Source organism: Streptomyces sp. NPDC088762 (genome assembly GCF_044750905.1).
GTDB lineage: Bacteria > Actinomycetota > Actinomycetes > Streptomycetales > Streptomycetaceae > Streptomyces.
Genome location: NZ_JBIVKT010000029.1, coordinates 1 through 16,326, shown reverse-complemented (window position 1 = coordinate 16,326; position 16,326 = coordinate 1). Strand labels below are relative to the sequence as shown.

At 69.3% G+C, this 16,326-nt stretch carries 14 protein-coding genes and 1 riboswitch; of the genes, 4 read left to right on the top strand and 10 right to left on the bottom strand.

Annotated elements, in window-relative coordinates:
* Positions 1 to 97 precede the first annotated feature (97 nt).
* The gene (locus ACIP5M_RS35530; RefSeq protein WP_401205136.1) at positions 98 to 832 is read left to right on the top strand and encodes a rhomboid family intramembrane serine protease; all 735 of its coding nucleotides are present in this window, start codon (positions 98 to 100) and stop codon (positions 830 to 832) included.
* Positions 829 to 1,110, top strand: coding sequence for an Lrp/AsnC family transcriptional regulator (locus ACIP5M_RS35525; protein ID WP_008738815.1), 282 nt, complete (start codon positions 829 to 831; stop codon positions 1,108 to 1,110). The genes ACIP5M_RS35530 and ACIP5M_RS35525 overlap by 4 nt, the downstream gene beginning before the upstream one ends.
* Before the next feature lie 580 nt (positions 1,111 to 1,690).
* Here the strand turns inward: ACIP5M_RS35525 and ACIP5M_RS35520 are convergent.
* The 6 genes from ACIP5M_RS35520 to ACIP5M_RS35495 all read right to left on the bottom strand — a co-directional run bounded on the left by ACIP5M_RS35520 (position 1,691) and on the right by ACIP5M_RS35495 (position 9,002).
* Complete coding sequence (locus tag ACIP5M_RS35520; protein WP_401205132.1) at positions 1,691 to 3,082, bottom strand: aminotransferase class V-fold PLP-dependent enzyme; 1,392 nt, start codon at positions 3,080 to 3,082, stop codon at positions 1,691 to 1,693.
* A gap of 223 nt (positions 3,083 to 3,305) precedes the next feature.
* A riboswitch (SAM riboswitch) is annotated at positions 3,306 to 3,422 on the bottom strand.
* Positions 3,423 to 3,573: 151 nt separating this feature from the next.
* A complete protein-coding gene (gene trpD / locus ACIP5M_RS35515; RefSeq protein ID WP_401205129.1) occupies positions 3,574 to 4,638 on the bottom strand; it encodes an anthranilate phosphoribosyltransferase in 1,065 nt (354 codons plus the stop codon).
* Between the two features lie 173 nt (positions 4,639 to 4,811).
* Positions 4,812 to 6,443 carry a cytochrome bc complex cytochrome b subunit gene (locus ACIP5M_RS35510; protein ID WP_401205126.1) on the bottom strand — a complete coding sequence of 544 codons (1,632 nt, stop codon included), beginning with the start codon at positions 6,441 to 6,443 and terminating at the stop codon, positions 4,812 to 4,814.
* Positions 6,440 to 7,498 (bottom strand): Rieske 2Fe-2S domain-containing protein, encoded by a 1,059-nt coding sequence (locus tag ACIP5M_RS35505; RefSeq protein ID WP_401205123.1) that lies wholly within the window; start codon positions 7,496 to 7,498, stop codon positions 6,440 to 6,442. The genes ACIP5M_RS35510 and ACIP5M_RS35505 overlap by 4 nt, the downstream gene beginning before the upstream one ends.
* Complete coding sequence (locus ACIP5M_RS35500) at positions 7,495 to 8,304, bottom strand: c-type cytochrome (protein ID WP_401205120.1); 810 nt, start codon at positions 8,302 to 8,304, stop codon at positions 7,495 to 7,497. The genes ACIP5M_RS35505 and ACIP5M_RS35500 overlap by 4 nt, the downstream gene beginning before the upstream one ends.
* Positions 8,305 to 8,381: 77 nt before the next feature.
* Positions 8,382 to 9,002, bottom strand: a complete 621-nt coding sequence (locus ACIP5M_RS35495; RefSeq protein WP_401205117.1) for a heme-copper oxidase subunit III — start codon at positions 9,000 to 9,002, stop codon at positions 8,382 to 8,384.
* A 199-nt stretch (positions 9,003 to 9,201) separates the two neighbouring features.
* Here ACIP5M_RS35495 and ACIP5M_RS35490 point away from each other — a divergent pair, with 199 nt between their 5' ends.
* Positions 9,202 to 9,606 carry a hypothetical protein gene (locus ACIP5M_RS35490; RefSeq protein ID WP_401205114.1) on the top strand — a complete coding sequence of 135 codons (405 nt, stop codon included), beginning with the start codon at positions 9,202 to 9,204 and terminating at the stop codon, positions 9,604 to 9,606.
* An 89-nt stretch (positions 9,607 to 9,695) separates the two neighbouring features.
* Here the strand turns inward: ACIP5M_RS35490 and ACIP5M_RS35485 are convergent, their stop codons facing one another.
* The 4 genes from ACIP5M_RS35485 to coxB all read right to left on the bottom strand — a co-directional run bounded on the left by ACIP5M_RS35485 (position 9,696) and on the right by coxB (position 14,192).
* The gene (locus ACIP5M_RS35485; RefSeq protein WP_401205111.1) at positions 9,696 to 10,940 is read right to left on the bottom strand and encodes an Ig-like domain-containing protein; all 1,245 of its coding nucleotides are present in this window, start codon (positions 10,938 to 10,940) and stop codon (positions 9,696 to 9,698) included.
* Between the two features lie 149 nt (positions 10,941 to 11,089).
* Positions 11,090 to 11,488, bottom strand: a complete 399-nt coding sequence (locus tag ACIP5M_RS35480) for a cytochrome c oxidase subunit 4 (RefSeq protein ID WP_215016697.1) — start codon at positions 11,486 to 11,488, stop codon at positions 11,090 to 11,092.
* Positions 11,485 to 13,221 (bottom strand): cytochrome c oxidase subunit I, encoded by a 1,737-nt coding sequence (ctaD, locus tag ACIP5M_RS35475; protein ID WP_401205106.1) that lies wholly within the window; start codon positions 13,219 to 13,221, stop codon positions 11,485 to 11,487. Before ctaD ends, ACIP5M_RS35480 begins: the two co-directional genes overlap by 4 nt.
* Positions 13,218 to 14,192 (bottom strand): cytochrome c oxidase subunit II, encoded by a 975-nt coding sequence (gene coxB / locus ACIP5M_RS35470; protein WP_401205103.1) that lies wholly within the window; start codon positions 14,190 to 14,192, stop codon positions 13,218 to 13,220. The genes ctaD and coxB overlap by 4 nt, the downstream gene beginning before the upstream one ends.
* A gap of 283 nt (positions 14,193 to 14,475) precedes the next feature.
* Between coxB and ACIP5M_RS35465 the strand changes: the two genes are divergently transcribed.
* On the top strand, positions 14,476 to 15,864 hold the full coding sequence (locus tag ACIP5M_RS35465; protein ID WP_401205100.1) for a cysteine desulfurase/sulfurtransferase TusA family protein: 1,389 nt from the start codon (positions 14,476 to 14,478) through the stop codon (positions 15,862 to 15,864).
* The last annotated feature ends 462 nt before the right edge of the window (positions 15,865 to 16,326 follow it).

Below are 16,326 nucleotides of genomic sequence, written 5' to 3'. Positions count from 1 at the left end.
TCCGTATGCGCCCGAGATGGCGGAGCACAGGAAGCAGGGGAGACCGCAGCTCGTAACCCTACGGCCTGGCACCGCCTCAGGTGGGCCCCGTTGCGTCATGCTCTGTCACATGATCGTAAGGTGGCGGGCCGTGCGCGAGGCTGCCCGGGGACCGGTGGTCACCCATGCCCTGATCGCCGGCTGCGCGGTGGTGTTCGTACTGAGCCCGGCCTCGGGGCTCAACCCGGTCTACGGGGCGGGTGACGAGCTGCTGGCCGCCGGGACGGGGTACTTCCGGCGCTGGGGCGTGGTCCCGGTCGAGCTGTTCACGGACACCCCGCGGGCCTGGCTGACTCCGCTGACCGCGCTCTTCGTCCACGGCAGCTGGCTGCACCTGCTGGGGAACATGCTCTTCCTCTACGTCTTCGGCGCGATGGCGGAGGAACGGATGGGCCGGCCGGCGTTCCTCGTCTTCTACGTCTGCACGGGCTACGTGGCCCTGGCGGCCTACGCGGCGGCCAACGCGTCCTCCTCGCAGACCCTGGTCGGAGCCTCGGGAGCCATCTCGGCGGTGCTGGGCGCCTTCCTGTGCCTGCTGCCGCGGGCGAGGGTGACGAGCCTGTTCCCGTTCCTCTTCTTCCTGCCGCTGCGGTTCCCGGCGTGGATGGTGCTGCTGTTCTGGTTCGCCCTCCAGGGGGTGGCCGCGCACCGGGCGGGCAGCGGGCCGGGGGTGGCCTACCTGGCCCACCTGGTCGGCTTTTCGGTCGGCTTCGTCTACGCGTGGGGGCGCTACCGGCGTACGACTAGAGTGAAGCGACCAGCGACGGCCACCGAGGGAGACAGCCAGCCGTGATCACCGCGATCGTGCTCATCAAGACCAGCGTGGACCGCATCCCCGAGATCGCCGAGTCCATCGCCGCGCTGGACAGCGTCAGCGAGGTCTACTCCGTCACCGGGACGTACGACCTGATCGCGCTGGTCCGCGTGGCCCGCCACGAGAACCTGGCGGACATCATCCCGGGCCGCATCAGCAAGATCCCGGGCGTGGAGGCGACGGACACGCACGTGGCGTTCCGTACGTACTCCCAGCACGACCTGGAAGCGGCGTTCGCGATCGGCCTCGACGCGTAGCCCTCCGCCGGGCGTGCGCGTGGGTCGTCGGGGGTGCCCTTGGGGCGGGGCCCCGATCCCCGGGCCGGTGTGGTTCGCCTCAAACGCCGGCGGGGCTGGGGGGTGTCCTCCGGGCGGGGCCGGAGCGGGGCTTGGGGCGGTGCCCCGCCGGAGTGTCTCCTCGGCTCGCGCACGAAGCCCCCGCTTCGACATGTTCCAGGGGGTTGCGCGCTCGTCCTGCGGGGACACTCCGGCGTGTCCCCACCCCAACCCCCACTCCGGCCCCACCCGGGCCCGGCTGGAAATCCACACCCCCGCACACCGGACCGGGGCCTCCTGCCTGCTGGTGGAGCGGGGGCACGCCGGGACGTCCCCGCAGGACGAGCGCGCAACCACCCTGAACATGTCGAAGCGGGCCTTAGTGCGCGAGCCGAGGAGACGTCCCGGAGGGACCCCGCGACCCCGACCGGCAAACCGCTCCCGTCCGGGGACACCACCCCAGCCCCGCCGGCGTTTGAGGCGAACCGCACCCCGCCCGGGGATCGGGGCCCCGCCCCGGGGGCACCACCCAGCCCCGCCGGCGATTGAGGCGGAGCGGGCCTCAGACGGCCGGGACGCAGCGGCCCTCTTCCGTGCGGTACTGCCACTTGGCGCCGTCCGCCACGAGTTCCTTCACCGCCCGGACGAAGCGGTCCACGTGCTCGTCGGGGGTGCCGGCACCGAAGCTGACGCGGATGGCGTTGAGGGAGCGTTCGCCCGGGGCCGCCTCGGGGGCTCCGCATTCGCCCTGGGCCTGCGGTTCGCTGCCGAGCAGGGTGCGGACCAGGGGGTGGGCGCAGAAGAGGCCGTCGCGTACGCCGATGCCGTACTCGGCGGAGAGGGCGGCGGCGAAGTGGGAGCTGTTCCAGCCGTCCACCACGAAGGAGATGACGCCGACGCGCGGGGCGTCGTCCCCGAAGAGGGAGAGGATCCGGACCGCCGGGACATCGGCCAGGCCGGAGCGGACCTTGGAGATGAGGTGGCGCTCGCGGGCGACCAGCGTGTCGAAGCCCGCCTCGGAGAGGGCGCGGCAGGCGGAGGCGATCGAGTAGACGCCGATGACGTTCGGGGAGCCGGCCTCGTGGCGGGCGGCCGTGGTGTGCCACTCGACGTCGACGCCGCCGTCCTCGCGCCGGGCGACCTTGCGGGAGGCTCCGCCGCCCGCGAGGTACGGCTCGGCCTGCTGGAGCCAGTCCGCGCGCCCGGCGAGCACGCCCGAGCCGAAGGGGGCGTAGAGCTTGTGCCCGGAGAAGGCGACCCAGTCCACGTCCAGCTCCTGTACGGAGACGGGGTGGTGGGGGGCGAGCTGGGCGGCGTCCAGGACGATCCGTGCGCCGTGCGCGTGCGCGGCGGCGGCGAGCTCCTTCACCGGCCACAGCTCACCGGTGACGTTGGAGGCGCCGGTGACGCAGACCAGCGCCGGGCCGTACGGGTCGCGGTCGGCGAGCGCACGTTCCAGGGTCGCGACGGCCTCGTCGGGGGTGCGGGGGGCGTTGAGGTAGGTGACCTGCGCGTTCGTCCAGGGCAGCAGCGAGGCGTGGTGCTCGGTCTCGAAGACGAAGACCTGGCAGTCGGCGGGGAGCACGGCGGCGAGCAGGTTGAGGGAGTCGGTGGTGGACCGCGTGAAGACCACCTGGTCGCAGGGGCGGCAGTCGAGGAACTCGGCGACCGTGACGCGGCTCTGCTCGAAGAGGTCGGTGGAGAGCTGCGAGAGGTAGCCGGCGCCGCGGTGCACGCTGCCGTAGTACGGGGCGTACGCGGCGACGTCGTCCCAGACCCGCTGGAGGGCGGGGGCGCTGGCCGCGTAGTCGAGGGCCGCGTAGGTGACCTCGCCGCCGGTGACGAGGGGGACGGTGACGTCCCGGCCGAGGACGGGCAGCGGCTCGGCACAGGCGGCGGCGGTGGTGGTGGCGTCGGTGGTGGCGACAGCGGCGGCGTTCAGGGCAGCGGACATGGCGGTATCTCCCGGCAGGCAGGTCTGAATGGCTTCGGTGTGCCCGTACGCGGGTACGACTCGGCTCGGCGCCGCCGACCGGGGTACGGGAGGTCCTCGGACCGATCCGGGGTGCACGGAAGTGACCCTGATCCGAGGGTGGAAGAAGGGGCGGAGTCGCCCTATCGCATTCGCTTGCTCACGGAAAACGCTCCTCGAGAGACCAGGACCCCTGGTGTCGAGGGATCCGCGCTTGCCGTAGGCCTTGCTGCCTACGACCTGGTCATCACCCGGGGCACCCCGCCACGGAAGGAGGGTTGCCGGACAGCAAGCCGGGGCCTAAACGCTGTCACTCGTGACCTGCCGAGCATCCTGCCACATGATCCCCCGGGCGCAAGTCCCCGGTCCGCATGCTGGACCGGGGACTTGGCTCGAACACACCGCTCGGCCGCCGGCCCTCGGGGGCGGGTCAACCGCTTCCGCGGTCCCTTGGCCGGGCCCGCCGCGAGGCGCTACGCGTTGCTCGCCGCCACCCAGCGCTCCAGCGCCGCCCGCGCCGCACCCGAGTCGATCGATTGCGCCGCCCGGGCGATGCCCGCCGCGAGCTGCTCCTCCAGGGTGCCCGTCCCCGGGTCCAGCGCCACCAGGGCCGCTGCCGAGTTCAGCAGGACCGCGTCGCGGACCGGGCCCGTCTCGCCGGCCAGCAGGCGCCGGGCCACGTCCGCGTTGTACGAGGGGTCCCCGCCGCCCAGGGCGGACACGTCCACCAGGGGGATGCCCACGTCGCGCGGGTCGAAGGCCTGCTCCGAGACCTTCCCGTCGCGCACCCACCACACCCGCGAAGTCGCCGTCGTCGTCAGCTCGTCCAGGCCGTCGTCGCCGCGGAAGACCAGCGCGGAGGAACCCCGCTCGGCGAGCACGCCCGCCACGATGGGGGCCACCCGGGCGTCGGCGACGCCGGTGGCCTGGGCCCGTACCCGCGCCGGGTTGGTCAGCGGGCCGAGGAAGTTGAAGGTGGTGCGGATGCCCAGCTCCTTGCGCGCCGCCGCCACGTGACGCAGCGCCGGGTGGAACTTCACGGCGAAGCAGAAGGTGATGCCGGCTTCCTCCGCGACCCGTACGACCCGCTCCGGGGTGAGGTTGAGGTTGACGCCGAGCTTCTCCAGTACGTCCGAGGACCCGCTCGCGGAGGACGCGGCCCGGTTGCCGTGCTTGACCACCTTCGCGCCCGTACCGGCCACCACGAGAGCCGACATCGTGGAGATGTTCACGGTCTTGGCCCCGTCGCCGCCGGTGCCGACGATGTCCACCGTCCGGCCGGGCACCTCGATGAGGTTGGCGTGCTCGTACATGGCCCGTACCAGGCCGTTGATCTCCTCGACCGTCTCCCCCTTGGCCCGCAGCGCGACCGCGAAGCCGGCGATCTGGGCGTCGGTGGCCTCGCCGCGCATGATCCGGTCCATGGCCCAGGCGGTGTCCTCGGCACGCAGGTCCCGGCCGGTCAGCAGGGCGTCGAGGACGCCCGGCCAGCCACGGGCCGCCACGCTGTCGCCGCCTGCCGGGGTCACAACGTTCATGGTCCGCTCCTGTGCTGATCGAGGATTCCACGTCGAATGGGAAGGGCTTCAGCCTATCCAGCCGGGCAGACGGCAAAGAGCCCCGTCCAGACACTGGACGGGGCTCTCGCCGTGGCGACACCAGGACTGACCGAAATCAATCCCTCATGCGGTCATGCGGGTCGTGCGGGAGATCAGTGGTGGCCGTGGCCGCTCTGGATCTCCTTGTACTCCTCCACCGTGGGCTTCGGAATCTGGTTGTTCTCCGCGTAGAGGCCCTTGCTGAGCTTCGCGCGGAGCTTCTCCGAGGCCTTCACCTTGCGCTCGACGCCGTTCTCGTCGACCGTCGGGCCGATCTCGAGCGGCTTGTACTGCTCGTGCGAGGTGAGCTTGTGCAGCTGGCCCTGCGGGAGCGGCTCGTGGACCTCGACGAACTCACCGTGCGGCAGGCGCTTGATGATGCCGGTCTCGCGACCGTGCAGCACCTTGTCGTGGTCCCGGCGCTGCAGGCCAAGGCAGATCCGCTTGGTGGCGATGAAGGCGAGGACCGGGACGACGAAGAAGCCGATCCGGACGAACCAGGTGATCGAGTTGATCGACAGGTGGAAGTACTGGGCGAACATGTCGTTGCCGCCGCCGATGAGGAGCACGATGTACTCCGCGATCCAGGCGACACCGAAGGCCGTACGGGTCGGAACGTTGCGCGGACGGTCCAGGATGTGGTGCTCGCGCTTGTCCCCGGTGACCCAGGACTCGATGAACGGCCACACGGCGATCGCACCGAGCACCAGCGGGAAGAGCACCAGCGGGATGAACACACCCAGGACGAGCGTGTGGCCCCACAGGTTGATCTCCCAGCCGGGCATGGCACGGATCAGGCCTTCCGGCATACCCATGTACCAGTCGGGCTGCGCGCCGGTGGACACGTGGTCCGCGCGGTACGGGCCGAGCGCCCAGATCGGGTTGATCGAGGCGATCGCCGCGATGGCCGCGATGACACCGAAGACCAGGAAGAAGAAGCCTCCGGCCTTGGCCATGTAGACCGGCAGCAGCGGCATGCCGACGACGTTGTTGTTCGTCTTGCCGGGGCCCGCGAACTGGGTGTGCTTGTGGTAGAAGACCAGGATCAGGTGGGCCACGAGCAGGCCCATCATGATGCCGGGCAGCAGCAGGATGTGGATCGAGTAGAACCGGGCGACGAAGTCGCCGCCGGGGAACTCGCCGCCGAAGAGGAAGAACGAGATGTACGTGCCGACGATCGGCACGGACAGGATCGCGCCCTCCATGAAGCGGACACCGGTGCCCGAGAGCAGGTCGTCCGGCAGGGAGTAACCGGTGAAGCCGGTAAACATGCCGAGGACCAGCAGCAGGAAGCCGAAGATCCAGTTGACCTCGCGCGGCTTGCGGAACGCGCCGGTGAAGAAGACGCGCATCATGTGCACGACCATGCCCGCGACGAAGATCAGGGCCGCCCAGTGGTGGATCTGCCGGATGAGCAGACCGCCGCGGACGTCGAAGCTGATGTCCAGCGTCGAGGCGAAGGCCTCGGACATCTGGACGCCCTGCATCGGCACGTACGAGCCGTGGTACACGACCTCGTTCATGCTCGGGTGGAAGAACAGCGTCAGGTACACACCCGTGAGGATGATGATGATGAAGCTGTAGAGGCAGATCTCACCCAGCATGAAGGACCAGTGGTCCGGGAAGATCTTGCGCATGTTGGACTTGGCCAGGGTGTAGATGCCCAGGCGTCCGTCCGCCCAGTCCGCTACGCGCTCGCCGGCCGGCGCTTTGCGCGCCGTCTTGGACTCGGTGGCAGTGCTCATCCGCGCTCCCAGAATGCAGGACCGACGGGCTCTTCGAAGTCGCCGAGCGCTTCGAGGAAGCCTTCGTCATTCACACCGATCCGCAGCTGCGGAAGCGCGTGACCGGCCGGGCCGAAGATGACACGGGCGCCGTCGGAAAGGTCGAAGGTGGACTGGTGGCACGGGCAGAGCACGTGGTGCGTCTGCTGCTCGTACAGGCTGATCGGGCAGCCGACGTGGGTGCAGATCTTGGAGTAGGCCACGATGCCCTCGTGGGACCACTCCAGCTCCTGCTTGTCCTTGATGTCCTCCGGCTTGATGCGGACGATCATCAGGGCGGCCTTGGCGATCTGGTTCTGGAAGTCGTGCTGGTCCTCCTCCAGGCCTTCCGGCATGGCGAAGGTCAGCGAACCGACGAGAACGTCCTCGGGACGCAGCGGCTCCATCGTGTTCTGGTTGATGAGCAGCTTGCCCTTGGCCCACAGGGTCTTGCGGAGCTTGTCCTCGGGCAGCGGGCCCAGGTCGCGCATGATCACGAGGGCGGACAGCGGCAGCATGGCCAGCGCGCCCAGCATCGTGTTGCGGATCAGCGGGCGGCGGCCGATGCCGGACTCGTTCGCACCGTCCGCGAAGTCCTGCAGGACCTTGGCCTTGACGTCCGCCGGAGCGGCGATCTCGTGCCGCTCGTCGGCGACCTCCACGTCGGACATCAGGGTGCGGGCCCAGTGGACCGCGCCCGCGCCGATGCAGAAGAGGGCCGTGCCCAGGGTCAGGCCCAGGGCGAAGTTGAGCGCGCTCACCTTCCCGATGGGGAAGATGTAGACGATCTTCTCGACCGGGATGGCCACGTAGGAGGCGATGAAGCCGACGGTGGCCAGCATCGACAGCGTGAACAGCATCGCGACGGTGCGCTCGGAGCGCTTCGCCGCACGCTCGTCGATGTCCTGGATGCGCGGCTTGTGGACCGGCAGGCCCGGGTCCGCGAACGGATCGTCCGCGACCGCTACGGCACCGTGGTGCGCGTCGCCCTGCTCGCTCGGCAGGTGCTTCTCTTCGGGAATCTCTTGGCTACTCATGACTTCTTGGCCTTAGCGGTGTGGGCCGCGACCCAGACGGCGACAGCGATCAGCGCACCCAGACCGAAGATCCAGCCGAACAGACCCTCGGAGACGGGGCCGAGGCCACCGAGCTTCAGGCCGCCAGGGCTGACCGACTTCTCGCCGTTCACGTTCTGGAGGTACGCGATGATGTCCTTCTTCTGCTTCTCCGGCATCGTGCTGTCGGGGAAGGAGGGCATGTTCTGCGGGCCGGTGAGCATGGCCTCGTAGACGTGCTTCGGGTCGACGCCCTCGAGGTTGGGGGCGTACTTGCCGTTCGTCAGGGCGCCGCCCTCACCGGTGAAGTTGTGGCACTGCGCGCAGTTGTTGCGGAACAGTTCACCACCGGCGGCGATGTCGGCACCCGTCGGGTCGTACTGCTTCTCGGTCGGCGTGATCGGGCCGGCGCCGAGGGACGCGATGTACGCGGCCAGCTGGTCGATCTGCTCCTGGGAGTAGATGTTGGGCTTCTTCGGCACCTGGGCGCCGGGCTGCTGGGCGGGCATGCGGCCCGTGCTCACCTGGAAGTCGACGGCCGCGGAGCCGACGCCGACCAGGCTCGGGCCGTCAGAGGAACCCTGACCGCCGGTTCCGTGGCAGCTTGCGCAACCCACGGCGTAGAGCTTCTTGCCCTCCTCGATGGCGAGGGACTGGGCGGTTTCATCGGCCTGCGCCTTGCCCGCGGGGGCGAAGGCGGCGTACAGCCCCCCAGTGGCCGCCAGCGCGAGGAGTAGAACGACGACCGCCGCCAGCGGATGGCGTCGTCGTGCGGAGAGCTTTTTCACGGATTACCCCGGTGTCAGGATCTTCTGCGTCGGTGTTTCTGGATGGAGTGCCGGGTCGGTGCCCGGTGACGTGTTCGCTACTTGATCAGGTAGATCGTGGCGAAGAGGCCGATCCAGACGACATCGACGAAGTGCCAGTAGTAGGACACGACGATGGCCGACGTGGCCTGTTCGTGGGTGAACCTCTTGGCCGCGTACGTCCGGCCGAGGACCAGCAGGAAGGCGATGAGACCACCCGTCACGTGCATGCCGTGGAAGCCGGTGGTCAGGTAGAACACCGTTCCGTACGGGCCGGACGAGAGGGACATGCCCTCGTGCTTGACCAGCTCGGTGTACTCGAACACCTGGCCGCCAATGAAGATCGCACCCATGACGAACGTGATGATGAACCACGTCCGGAGCTTCTTCACGTCACCGCGCTCGGCGGCGAATACGCCGAGCTGGCAGGTGAGCGAGGAAAGCACCAGGATCGTCGTGTTCGTCGCCGAGAAGGGCAGATTCAAGGCCGCGGCCTGTTCTGTCCAGTACTCGGCGCCCGTCACGGATCGCAGGGTGAAGTACATCGCGAAGAGGGCCGCGAAGAACATCAGCTCGGAACTCAACCAGATGATGGTTCCGACGCTGACGAGGTTCGGCCGGTTGACCGTCGGGTGCGCGTGCCCGGTATCTACTGTCGTTGCTGTCGCCACGACCGACATTATGTCGGTCGCTTATCCCGCCCTCACCCCGGGGGGTGCCGTTCGGAGTGTCCGAGGCGTGTGCAAGGCCCGAACGGCCCATCAGATCACCCTCCGGCCGCCACTCGTGAGCCTGTCCGAACCGATGTTGACGGCGCGGCGGGAGGAGTAGCATCCCGCGCAACATCAACGTGATTCACGGAGCACGTGGAGGAACGAAATGCGGGCGACTGCGCGGGTTCTGGTCTACAGCGACGACGCGGGCACCCGGGAGCAGGTGCGGTTGGCGGCAGGGCGCAGGCCGGCCGCGGATCTGCCGCCGGTCGAGTTCCTGGAGTGCGCGACGCTGCCGGCGGTCCTGACGGCCCTGGACGCGGGCGGCATCGACGTGTGCGTGCTGGACGGCGAGGCGGTGCCGGCCGGGGGCATGGGGGTGTGCCGGCAGATCAAGGACGAGATCTTCCGTTGCCCGCCGGTGCTGCTGCTCATGGGGCGTCCGCAGGACGCCTGGCTGGCCACCTGGAGCCGCGCGGACGCGGCCGTGACCCTTCCGGTGGACCCCGTCGAGTTCCCCGAGGCCCTGGCGGGGCTGCTGCGCTCCCGGCTGGCCTCCTCCGCCGCCTGAGGCGGCCGCGGAGCGCCTGCGGAGCGCGGGGGCCCGTATGGACCCCCGTGCTCCGGTTCGTCCCGTACGGGCTCTCGTGCGGCCCCGGTTCAGACGGTCGGGCGCAGACGGGCCTGGTCGATGGTGCTGCGGCCCTCCTGGGTGCCCTTCAGGAGGGCGCTGCCGTCGCGCCATTCCTTCCAGTCCAGGTTCCAGTCGCCGAAGCCGTTGCCGAAGGGGTCCATGTCCTCGCCGATGCTGTTGACGACCTGGACGATGTCGCCTTCGGTGATGTTCTCGTAGAACCAGGCGGCGTTGCCGGTGCTCATGCCGGTGCAGCCGTGGCTGACGTTCTCGTAGCCCTGGGAGCCGACGGACCACGGCGCGGCGTGGACGTATTCACCACTCCAGGTGACGCGGGTGGCGTAGTAGACGGGCAGGTTGTAGTACTCGCTGCCGCCGATGCCGACGGTGTCGCCGCGCATCTGGACGAAGTACTGCTTGCCGAGGACCACCTTGATGCCGTTGCGGGTGGAGAAGCCGGGCTTTCCGGTGGTCACCGGAATGGTGTTGATCACTTCTCCGTTGCGCTTGAACGTGAGGTAGTGCGAGGAGGCGTCGGTGAGGACCTCGACGCGGTCGCCGATCTCCAGCTTGAGCGGCTTGGCGGCGGCCCCGTAGAGGTGGTCGGAGATCCTGACGCCTTCCAGGTTGCTCCGTACGGAGACCTCGGAGTGGGCGGGCCAGTACTCCTTGGGGCGGTAGTGGAGCTTCTTGTCGTCGACCCAGTGCCAGGCGCCCTCGACACCGGGCGGGGTCTTGACCTCCAGGCCCCGTTCGATGACGGCGCGGGCGGCCTTGTCCTTGACGGGTTCGCTGAGTTCGGCCGTGAGGGGCTGTCCGACCCCGTATTTGCCCTCGTCCGGGCCGAATTCGACCTTGAGGACCCCCTTGGCCGGGGTGGTGTCGAAGACGGCCGTGCGCTGCCCTGGGGCGCCCTTGGCGTTCTCCGTGCTGACGGTGACGGTGTAGCGGACACCGGCGGCCATGGGGACGGTGTTGTGCCACCGGTCCCCCTTGGCTGACAGTTCGCCCGCGAGGCGCCGGCCGTGGGTGTCCACGGCGGTGACGTCGGTGATGCGGCTCTCACCCCCCTTCAGCGTCACTTCGAGGGGTTTGTCGGGGTCGACGGGGCGGCCGCCGGGGGCCTGGTTGAAGGCGACCTGATCGCCCGCGTCGTACGGGCGGGCTGACAGCGGGTTGTCGCCGGACCCGCATGCGGTGGCGCCGGCACCGAGGGAGGCGACCAGCAGGGAGCAGCTGACTACCGTCCAAAGACGCGGTGAGTGCTTCATGGAGCCAACGCTATGAAAGTATGACAATTACGGCGCGCGGGGTGACTGCAAACGAGGCACGCCGGGCACGACGAGGGGCCCGGACCCCTCCGAAGAGGTGTCCGGGCCCCAGGCCGTTGCTCTGTGCAGTACTGCTGTGTGCGGTGCTGCTACTGGTTCTGGTTCTCACCGCGGTAGTACTCGTACACCCAGCCCCACAGGCCGATCACGAGGATCGGGGCCGAGAAGTACATGAGCCACCAGCCGAAGATGACGCCCATGAACGCGAGCGCACCACCGATGCCCAGCGAGAGCGGCTGCCAGCTGTGCGGGGAGAAGAACCCCAGCTCGCCCGCCTCGTCGGCGACGTCGGCCTCCTTGTTGTCCTGGGCCATCTCGTCCACGCGCTTGGCCGTGAAGGCCAGGTAGTAGCCGATCATGACGCTCAGGCCGAAGGCCAGGAAGAGCGCGGTGGTGCCGACGGGCTCCTTCGACCACACGCCGTACACGACGGCCATGACCAGGATGAAGAAGGAGAGCCAGAGGAACATCTTGCCCTGGATCTTCACTTGCCGGCCTCCTTGTCACCGGTGAGCGCCTTGGTGGCACCGGCGGTGTGGTCCTCGAGGTGGTCGAGGGCCGCGATCTCCGGGTGGTGCAGGTCGAACGCCGGGGACTCGGAGCGAATGCGCGGCAGCGTGAGGAAGTTGTGCCGCGGCGGCGGGCAGGACGTCGCCCACTCGAGCGAACGGCCGTAGCCCCACGGGTCGTCGACCTCGATCTTCTTGCCGTACTTGGCGGTCTTCCACACGTTGTACAGGAAGGGGAGCATCGACATGCCGAGCAGGAACGAGCTGATCGTCGAGACCGTGTTCAGCGCGGTGAAGCCGTCGGCCGCGAGGTAGTCCGCGTAACGACGCGGCATGCCCTCGGCACCCAGCCAGTGCTGCACCAGGAAGGTGCCGTGGAAGCCGACGAACAGCGTCCAGAAGGTGATCTTGCCGAGACGCTCGTCCAGCATCTTGCCCGTCATCTTCGGCCACCAGAAGTGGAAGCCGGCGAACATCGCGAACACCACGGTGCCGAAGACGACGTAGTGGAAGTGCGCGACGACGAAGTACGAGTCGGAGACGTGGAAGTCCATCGGCGGCGAAGCCAGGATGACGCCGGTCAGACCACCGAAGGTGAAGGTGACCAGGAAGCCGATCGTCCAGAGCATCGGGGTCTCGAAGGACAGCGAGCCCTTCCACATGGTGCCGATCCAGTTGAAGAACTTCACACCGGTCGGTACCGCGATCAGGAAGGTCATGAAGGAGAAGAACGGCAGCAGGACACCGCCGGTGACGTACATGTGGTGGGCCCACACGGTCACCGAGAGACCGGCGATCGAGATCGTCGCGGCGATCAGACCGATGTAACCGAACATCGGCTTACGGGAGAAGACCGGGACGATCTCGGAAATGATTCCGAAGAACGGCAGCGCGATGATGTACACCTCTGGGTGTCCGAAGAACCAGAAGAGGTGTTGCCACAGCAATGCCCCACCGTTCGCGGCATCGAACACGTGCGCACCGAACTTGCGGTCGGCCTCCAGCGCGAAGAGCGCGGCGGCCAGCACCGGGAAGGCGAGCAGGACCAGGACACCGGTCAGCAGCACGTTCCAGGTGAAGATCGGCATGCGGAACATCGTCATGCCGGGTGCGCGCATGCAGATGATCGTGGTGATGAAGTTGACCGAGCCGAGGATCGTGCCGAAGCCCGAGAAGGCCAGACCCATGATCCACATGTCGGCGCCGATGCCCGGCGAGCGGACGGCGTCCGACAGCGGGGAGTAGGCGAACCAGCCGAAGTCGGCCGCACCCTGCGGGGTGACGAAACCGGCGACCGCGATGGTCGAGCCGAAGAGGTAGAGCCAGTACGCGAACATGTTCAGCCGCGGGAACGCCACGTCGGGCGCGCCGATCTGCAGCGGCATGATCCAGTTCGCGAAACCGGCGAACAGCGGCGTCGCGAACATCAGCAGCATGATCGTGCCGTGCATCGTGAACGCCTGGTTGAACTGCTCGTTCGACATGATCTGCGTACCCGGACGGGCCAGCTCGGCGCGCATGAAGAGCGCCATGATCCCGCCGATGAGGAAGAACACGAACGAGGTGACCAGGTACATCGTGCCGATGGTCTTGTGGTCGGTGGTGGTAAGCCACTTCACGACCACGGTGCCCGGCCGCTTGCGCCGCACCGGCAGCTCGTTCTCGTACGAGTCAGCTGCGGCGGCACCCTGGGATTCGTTGAGGATGCTCACAGTTTGTTCGTCTCCGCATTCCGGGCCGGGTCGGTCTGCTTGATGCCGGCCGGCAGGAAGCCGGTCTGCCCCTTCTCCGCCAGCTCCTTCAGGTGCGCCCGGTACTGCTCGGGCGAGACCACCTTGACGTTGAAGAGCATCCGGGAGTGGTCGACACCGCAGAGCTCGGCGCACTTGCCCAGGAAGGTGCCTTCTTGGGTCGGGGTGACCTCGAAGACGTTGGTGTGGCCCGGGATGACGTCCTGCTTGAACAGGAAGGGCACCACCCAGAAGGAGTGGATGACGTCATTGGACGAGAGGATGAAGCGGACCTTCTCGCCCTTGGGCAGCCAGAGCGTCGGCCCCGGGTTGTCGGTGTCCGGGTTCCGGTCGCCGGGGACGCCCTTCTGGTAGACGCCTTCGGCGCCCGCGGGGAAGTCCTTGGAGAAGCGGTCCGGGATGGCGGAGAGCTCCTTGGGGACCTCGCCGGCCTTCGGGGTCGCGGCGTCGCCGTCGACGTTCTCGATGTAGTTGAAGCCCCAGCTCCACTGGTAGCCGATCACGTTGATCGTGTGCGCCGGCTTGGCGGAGAGGGAGAGCAGCTTCGACTCGTCACGCGCGGTGAAGTAGAAGAGCACCGAGACGATGATGAGCGGGACCACGGTGTACAGCGCCTCGATGGGCATGTTGTACCGGGTCTGCGGGGGGACCTCCACCTTCGTCCGGCTGCGCCGGTGGAAGATGACGCTCCACATGATCAGGCCCCACACCAGGATGCCCGTGACGAGCGCGGCCGCCCAGGATCCCTGCCACAGGGAGAGGATGCGCGGCGCCTCCTCGGTTACCGGCGTCGGCAATCCGAGGCGGGGAAAGTCTTTCCATGTATACGAGCAACCAGTGGCGGTCGCCAGGACCACGCCCGCAGTCAGCGCCTGCAGCAGCTTCCGCCGCATCGGGCGCCGCGGCGAGCGGTCGGAGCCGTAGGGACTCACGTAGCGCCTTCCCGAGAGTCTCGGCCCGCGCGGCCGGCCGCGGCCGTGTTCGGGTCGGTCGCCGGCCCTGACGCAGGCAGGGGTTTGGATGTTTATGCGGACCAAACCCTACTGGACGCTATTTGGGGTCGCGCGGGGAGGGTGCCCAACGCGCCGCTACAGCCCCCGAAGGGATGGATCCGCCGTACGGGGGACGGCGGACCGGGCCCGGAAGGACGGGCTCCGGAAGACATCTGACGCCCCCTGACCTCGAACGCCGGGCGACTGCGGCTAGCGTGACCGGATGCCGTACTTCGACACCGCGTCCGCCGCTCCCCTGCATCCCGTGGCCCGGCAGGCGTTGCAGGCCTCCCTCGACGAGGGCTGGGCCGACCCGGCCCGGCTGTACCGGGAGGGGCGGCGGGCGCGGCTGCTGCTGGACGCGGCGCGGGAGGCCGCCGCGGAAGCGGTGGGATGCCGGCCCGACGAGCTCGTGTTCACTCCTTCGGGGACGCACGCGGTTCACACGGGCATCGCGGGGGTCCTCGCCGGGCGCCGGCGTGTCGGAGAGCATCTGGTCGTATCGGCGGTCGAACACAGTTCTGTACTGCATGCGGCGGACGCGCACGCGGCGCGCGGCGGGACGGTGACGGAGGTCCCGGTGGACCGGGCGGGCGCGGTGACCCCGGCCGGGTACGCGGACGCGCTCGGGCCGTCGACCGCGCTGGCCTGCCTCCAGTCCGCCAACCACGAGGTGGGCACCGTACAGCCGGTGGCGGAGGTGGCCGAGGTGTGCGGGGCCGCCGGGGTGCCGCTGCTGGTGGACGCGGCGCAGTCGCTGGGCTGGGGTCCGGTGGAGGGCTCGTGGTCCGTGCTGGCGGCGAGCGCGCACAAATGGGGCGGACCGCCCGGGGTCGGCCTGCTGGCCGTCCGCAAGGGGGTCCGGTTCGCGGCGCAAGTCCCGGCGGACGAGAGGGAGTCCGGCCGCTCCCCCGGTTTCGTGAACCTCCCGGCGATCGTGGCCGCGGCGGCGTCGCTGCGGGCCGTACGGGCCGAGGCGGAGGCGGAGGCGGCCCGGCTGCGGGTGCTGGTGGACCGGATCCGGCGGCGGGTGGTCCGGCTGGTGCCGGACGTGGAGGTGGTCGGCGACGCCGACCGGCGCCTGCCGCACCTGGTCACCTTCTCGTGTCTCTATGTCGACGGAGAGACCCTCCTGCACGAGTTGGACCGGGCGGGGTACTCGGTCTCCTCCGGCTCCTCGTGCACCAGCTCCACGCTGACCCCGAGTCACGTGCTGCGGGCCATGGGCGTGCTGTCGGAGGGGAACGTACGGGTCTCGCTGCCGCTCGGGACCACGGCGGAGGAGGTGAACGCGTTCCTGGAGGTACTGCCGGGTGCGGTGGCCGGCGTACGGGACCGGCTGGGAGTGGCCGCCCCGTCGGCCGCCGCGCCCGTGCCGCCGGGGGCGGAGTCCGTCGAGGTGGACGCGCTCGGGCTGCGCTGCCCGCAGCCGGTGATCGAGCTGGCCCGGGCGATCGGCACGGTGCCGGTGGGGGGCACGGTGACGGTCCTGTCGGACGACGAGGTCGCGCGGCTGGACATTCCGGCGTGGTGTGTGATGCGTGGCCACGCGTACCTCGGCGAGGCCGAGCGCCCGACGGGGGTGGCGTACACCGTCCGCCGCCTCCTCTGACCCCGGACTCCGCCCGGCCCCGGCCCCGCCGGCGGGGCTGGGGGCCCCGTTCCCCGGGCGGGATGTGGTTCGCCTCAAGCGCCGGCGGGGCTGGGGGGTGCCCCCCGGGGCGAGGTTTGACCGCCGGTCCGGTCCCGCTGCTGGGGCTCCGCCCCAGACCCCGCGCCTCAAACGCCGGCGGGGCTGGGGTGGTGTCCCCGGGCGGGGGCTTGACCGCTGGTCGGGGTCGCGGGGTCCCTCCGGGACGTCTCCTCGGCTCGCGCACCAAGGCACGGACCAGCCTTTGAGCGTGGTTGCGCGCTCGTCCTGCGGGGACGTCCCGGCGTGCCCCCGCTCCACCAGCAGGCAACAGGCCCCGCCCGGTGCACGGGAGTGTCCATGCCACTCGCGCCCGGGTGGGGCCGGAGTGGGGCTTGGGGTGGGGACACGCCGGAGTGTCCCCGCAGGACGAGCGCGCAACCA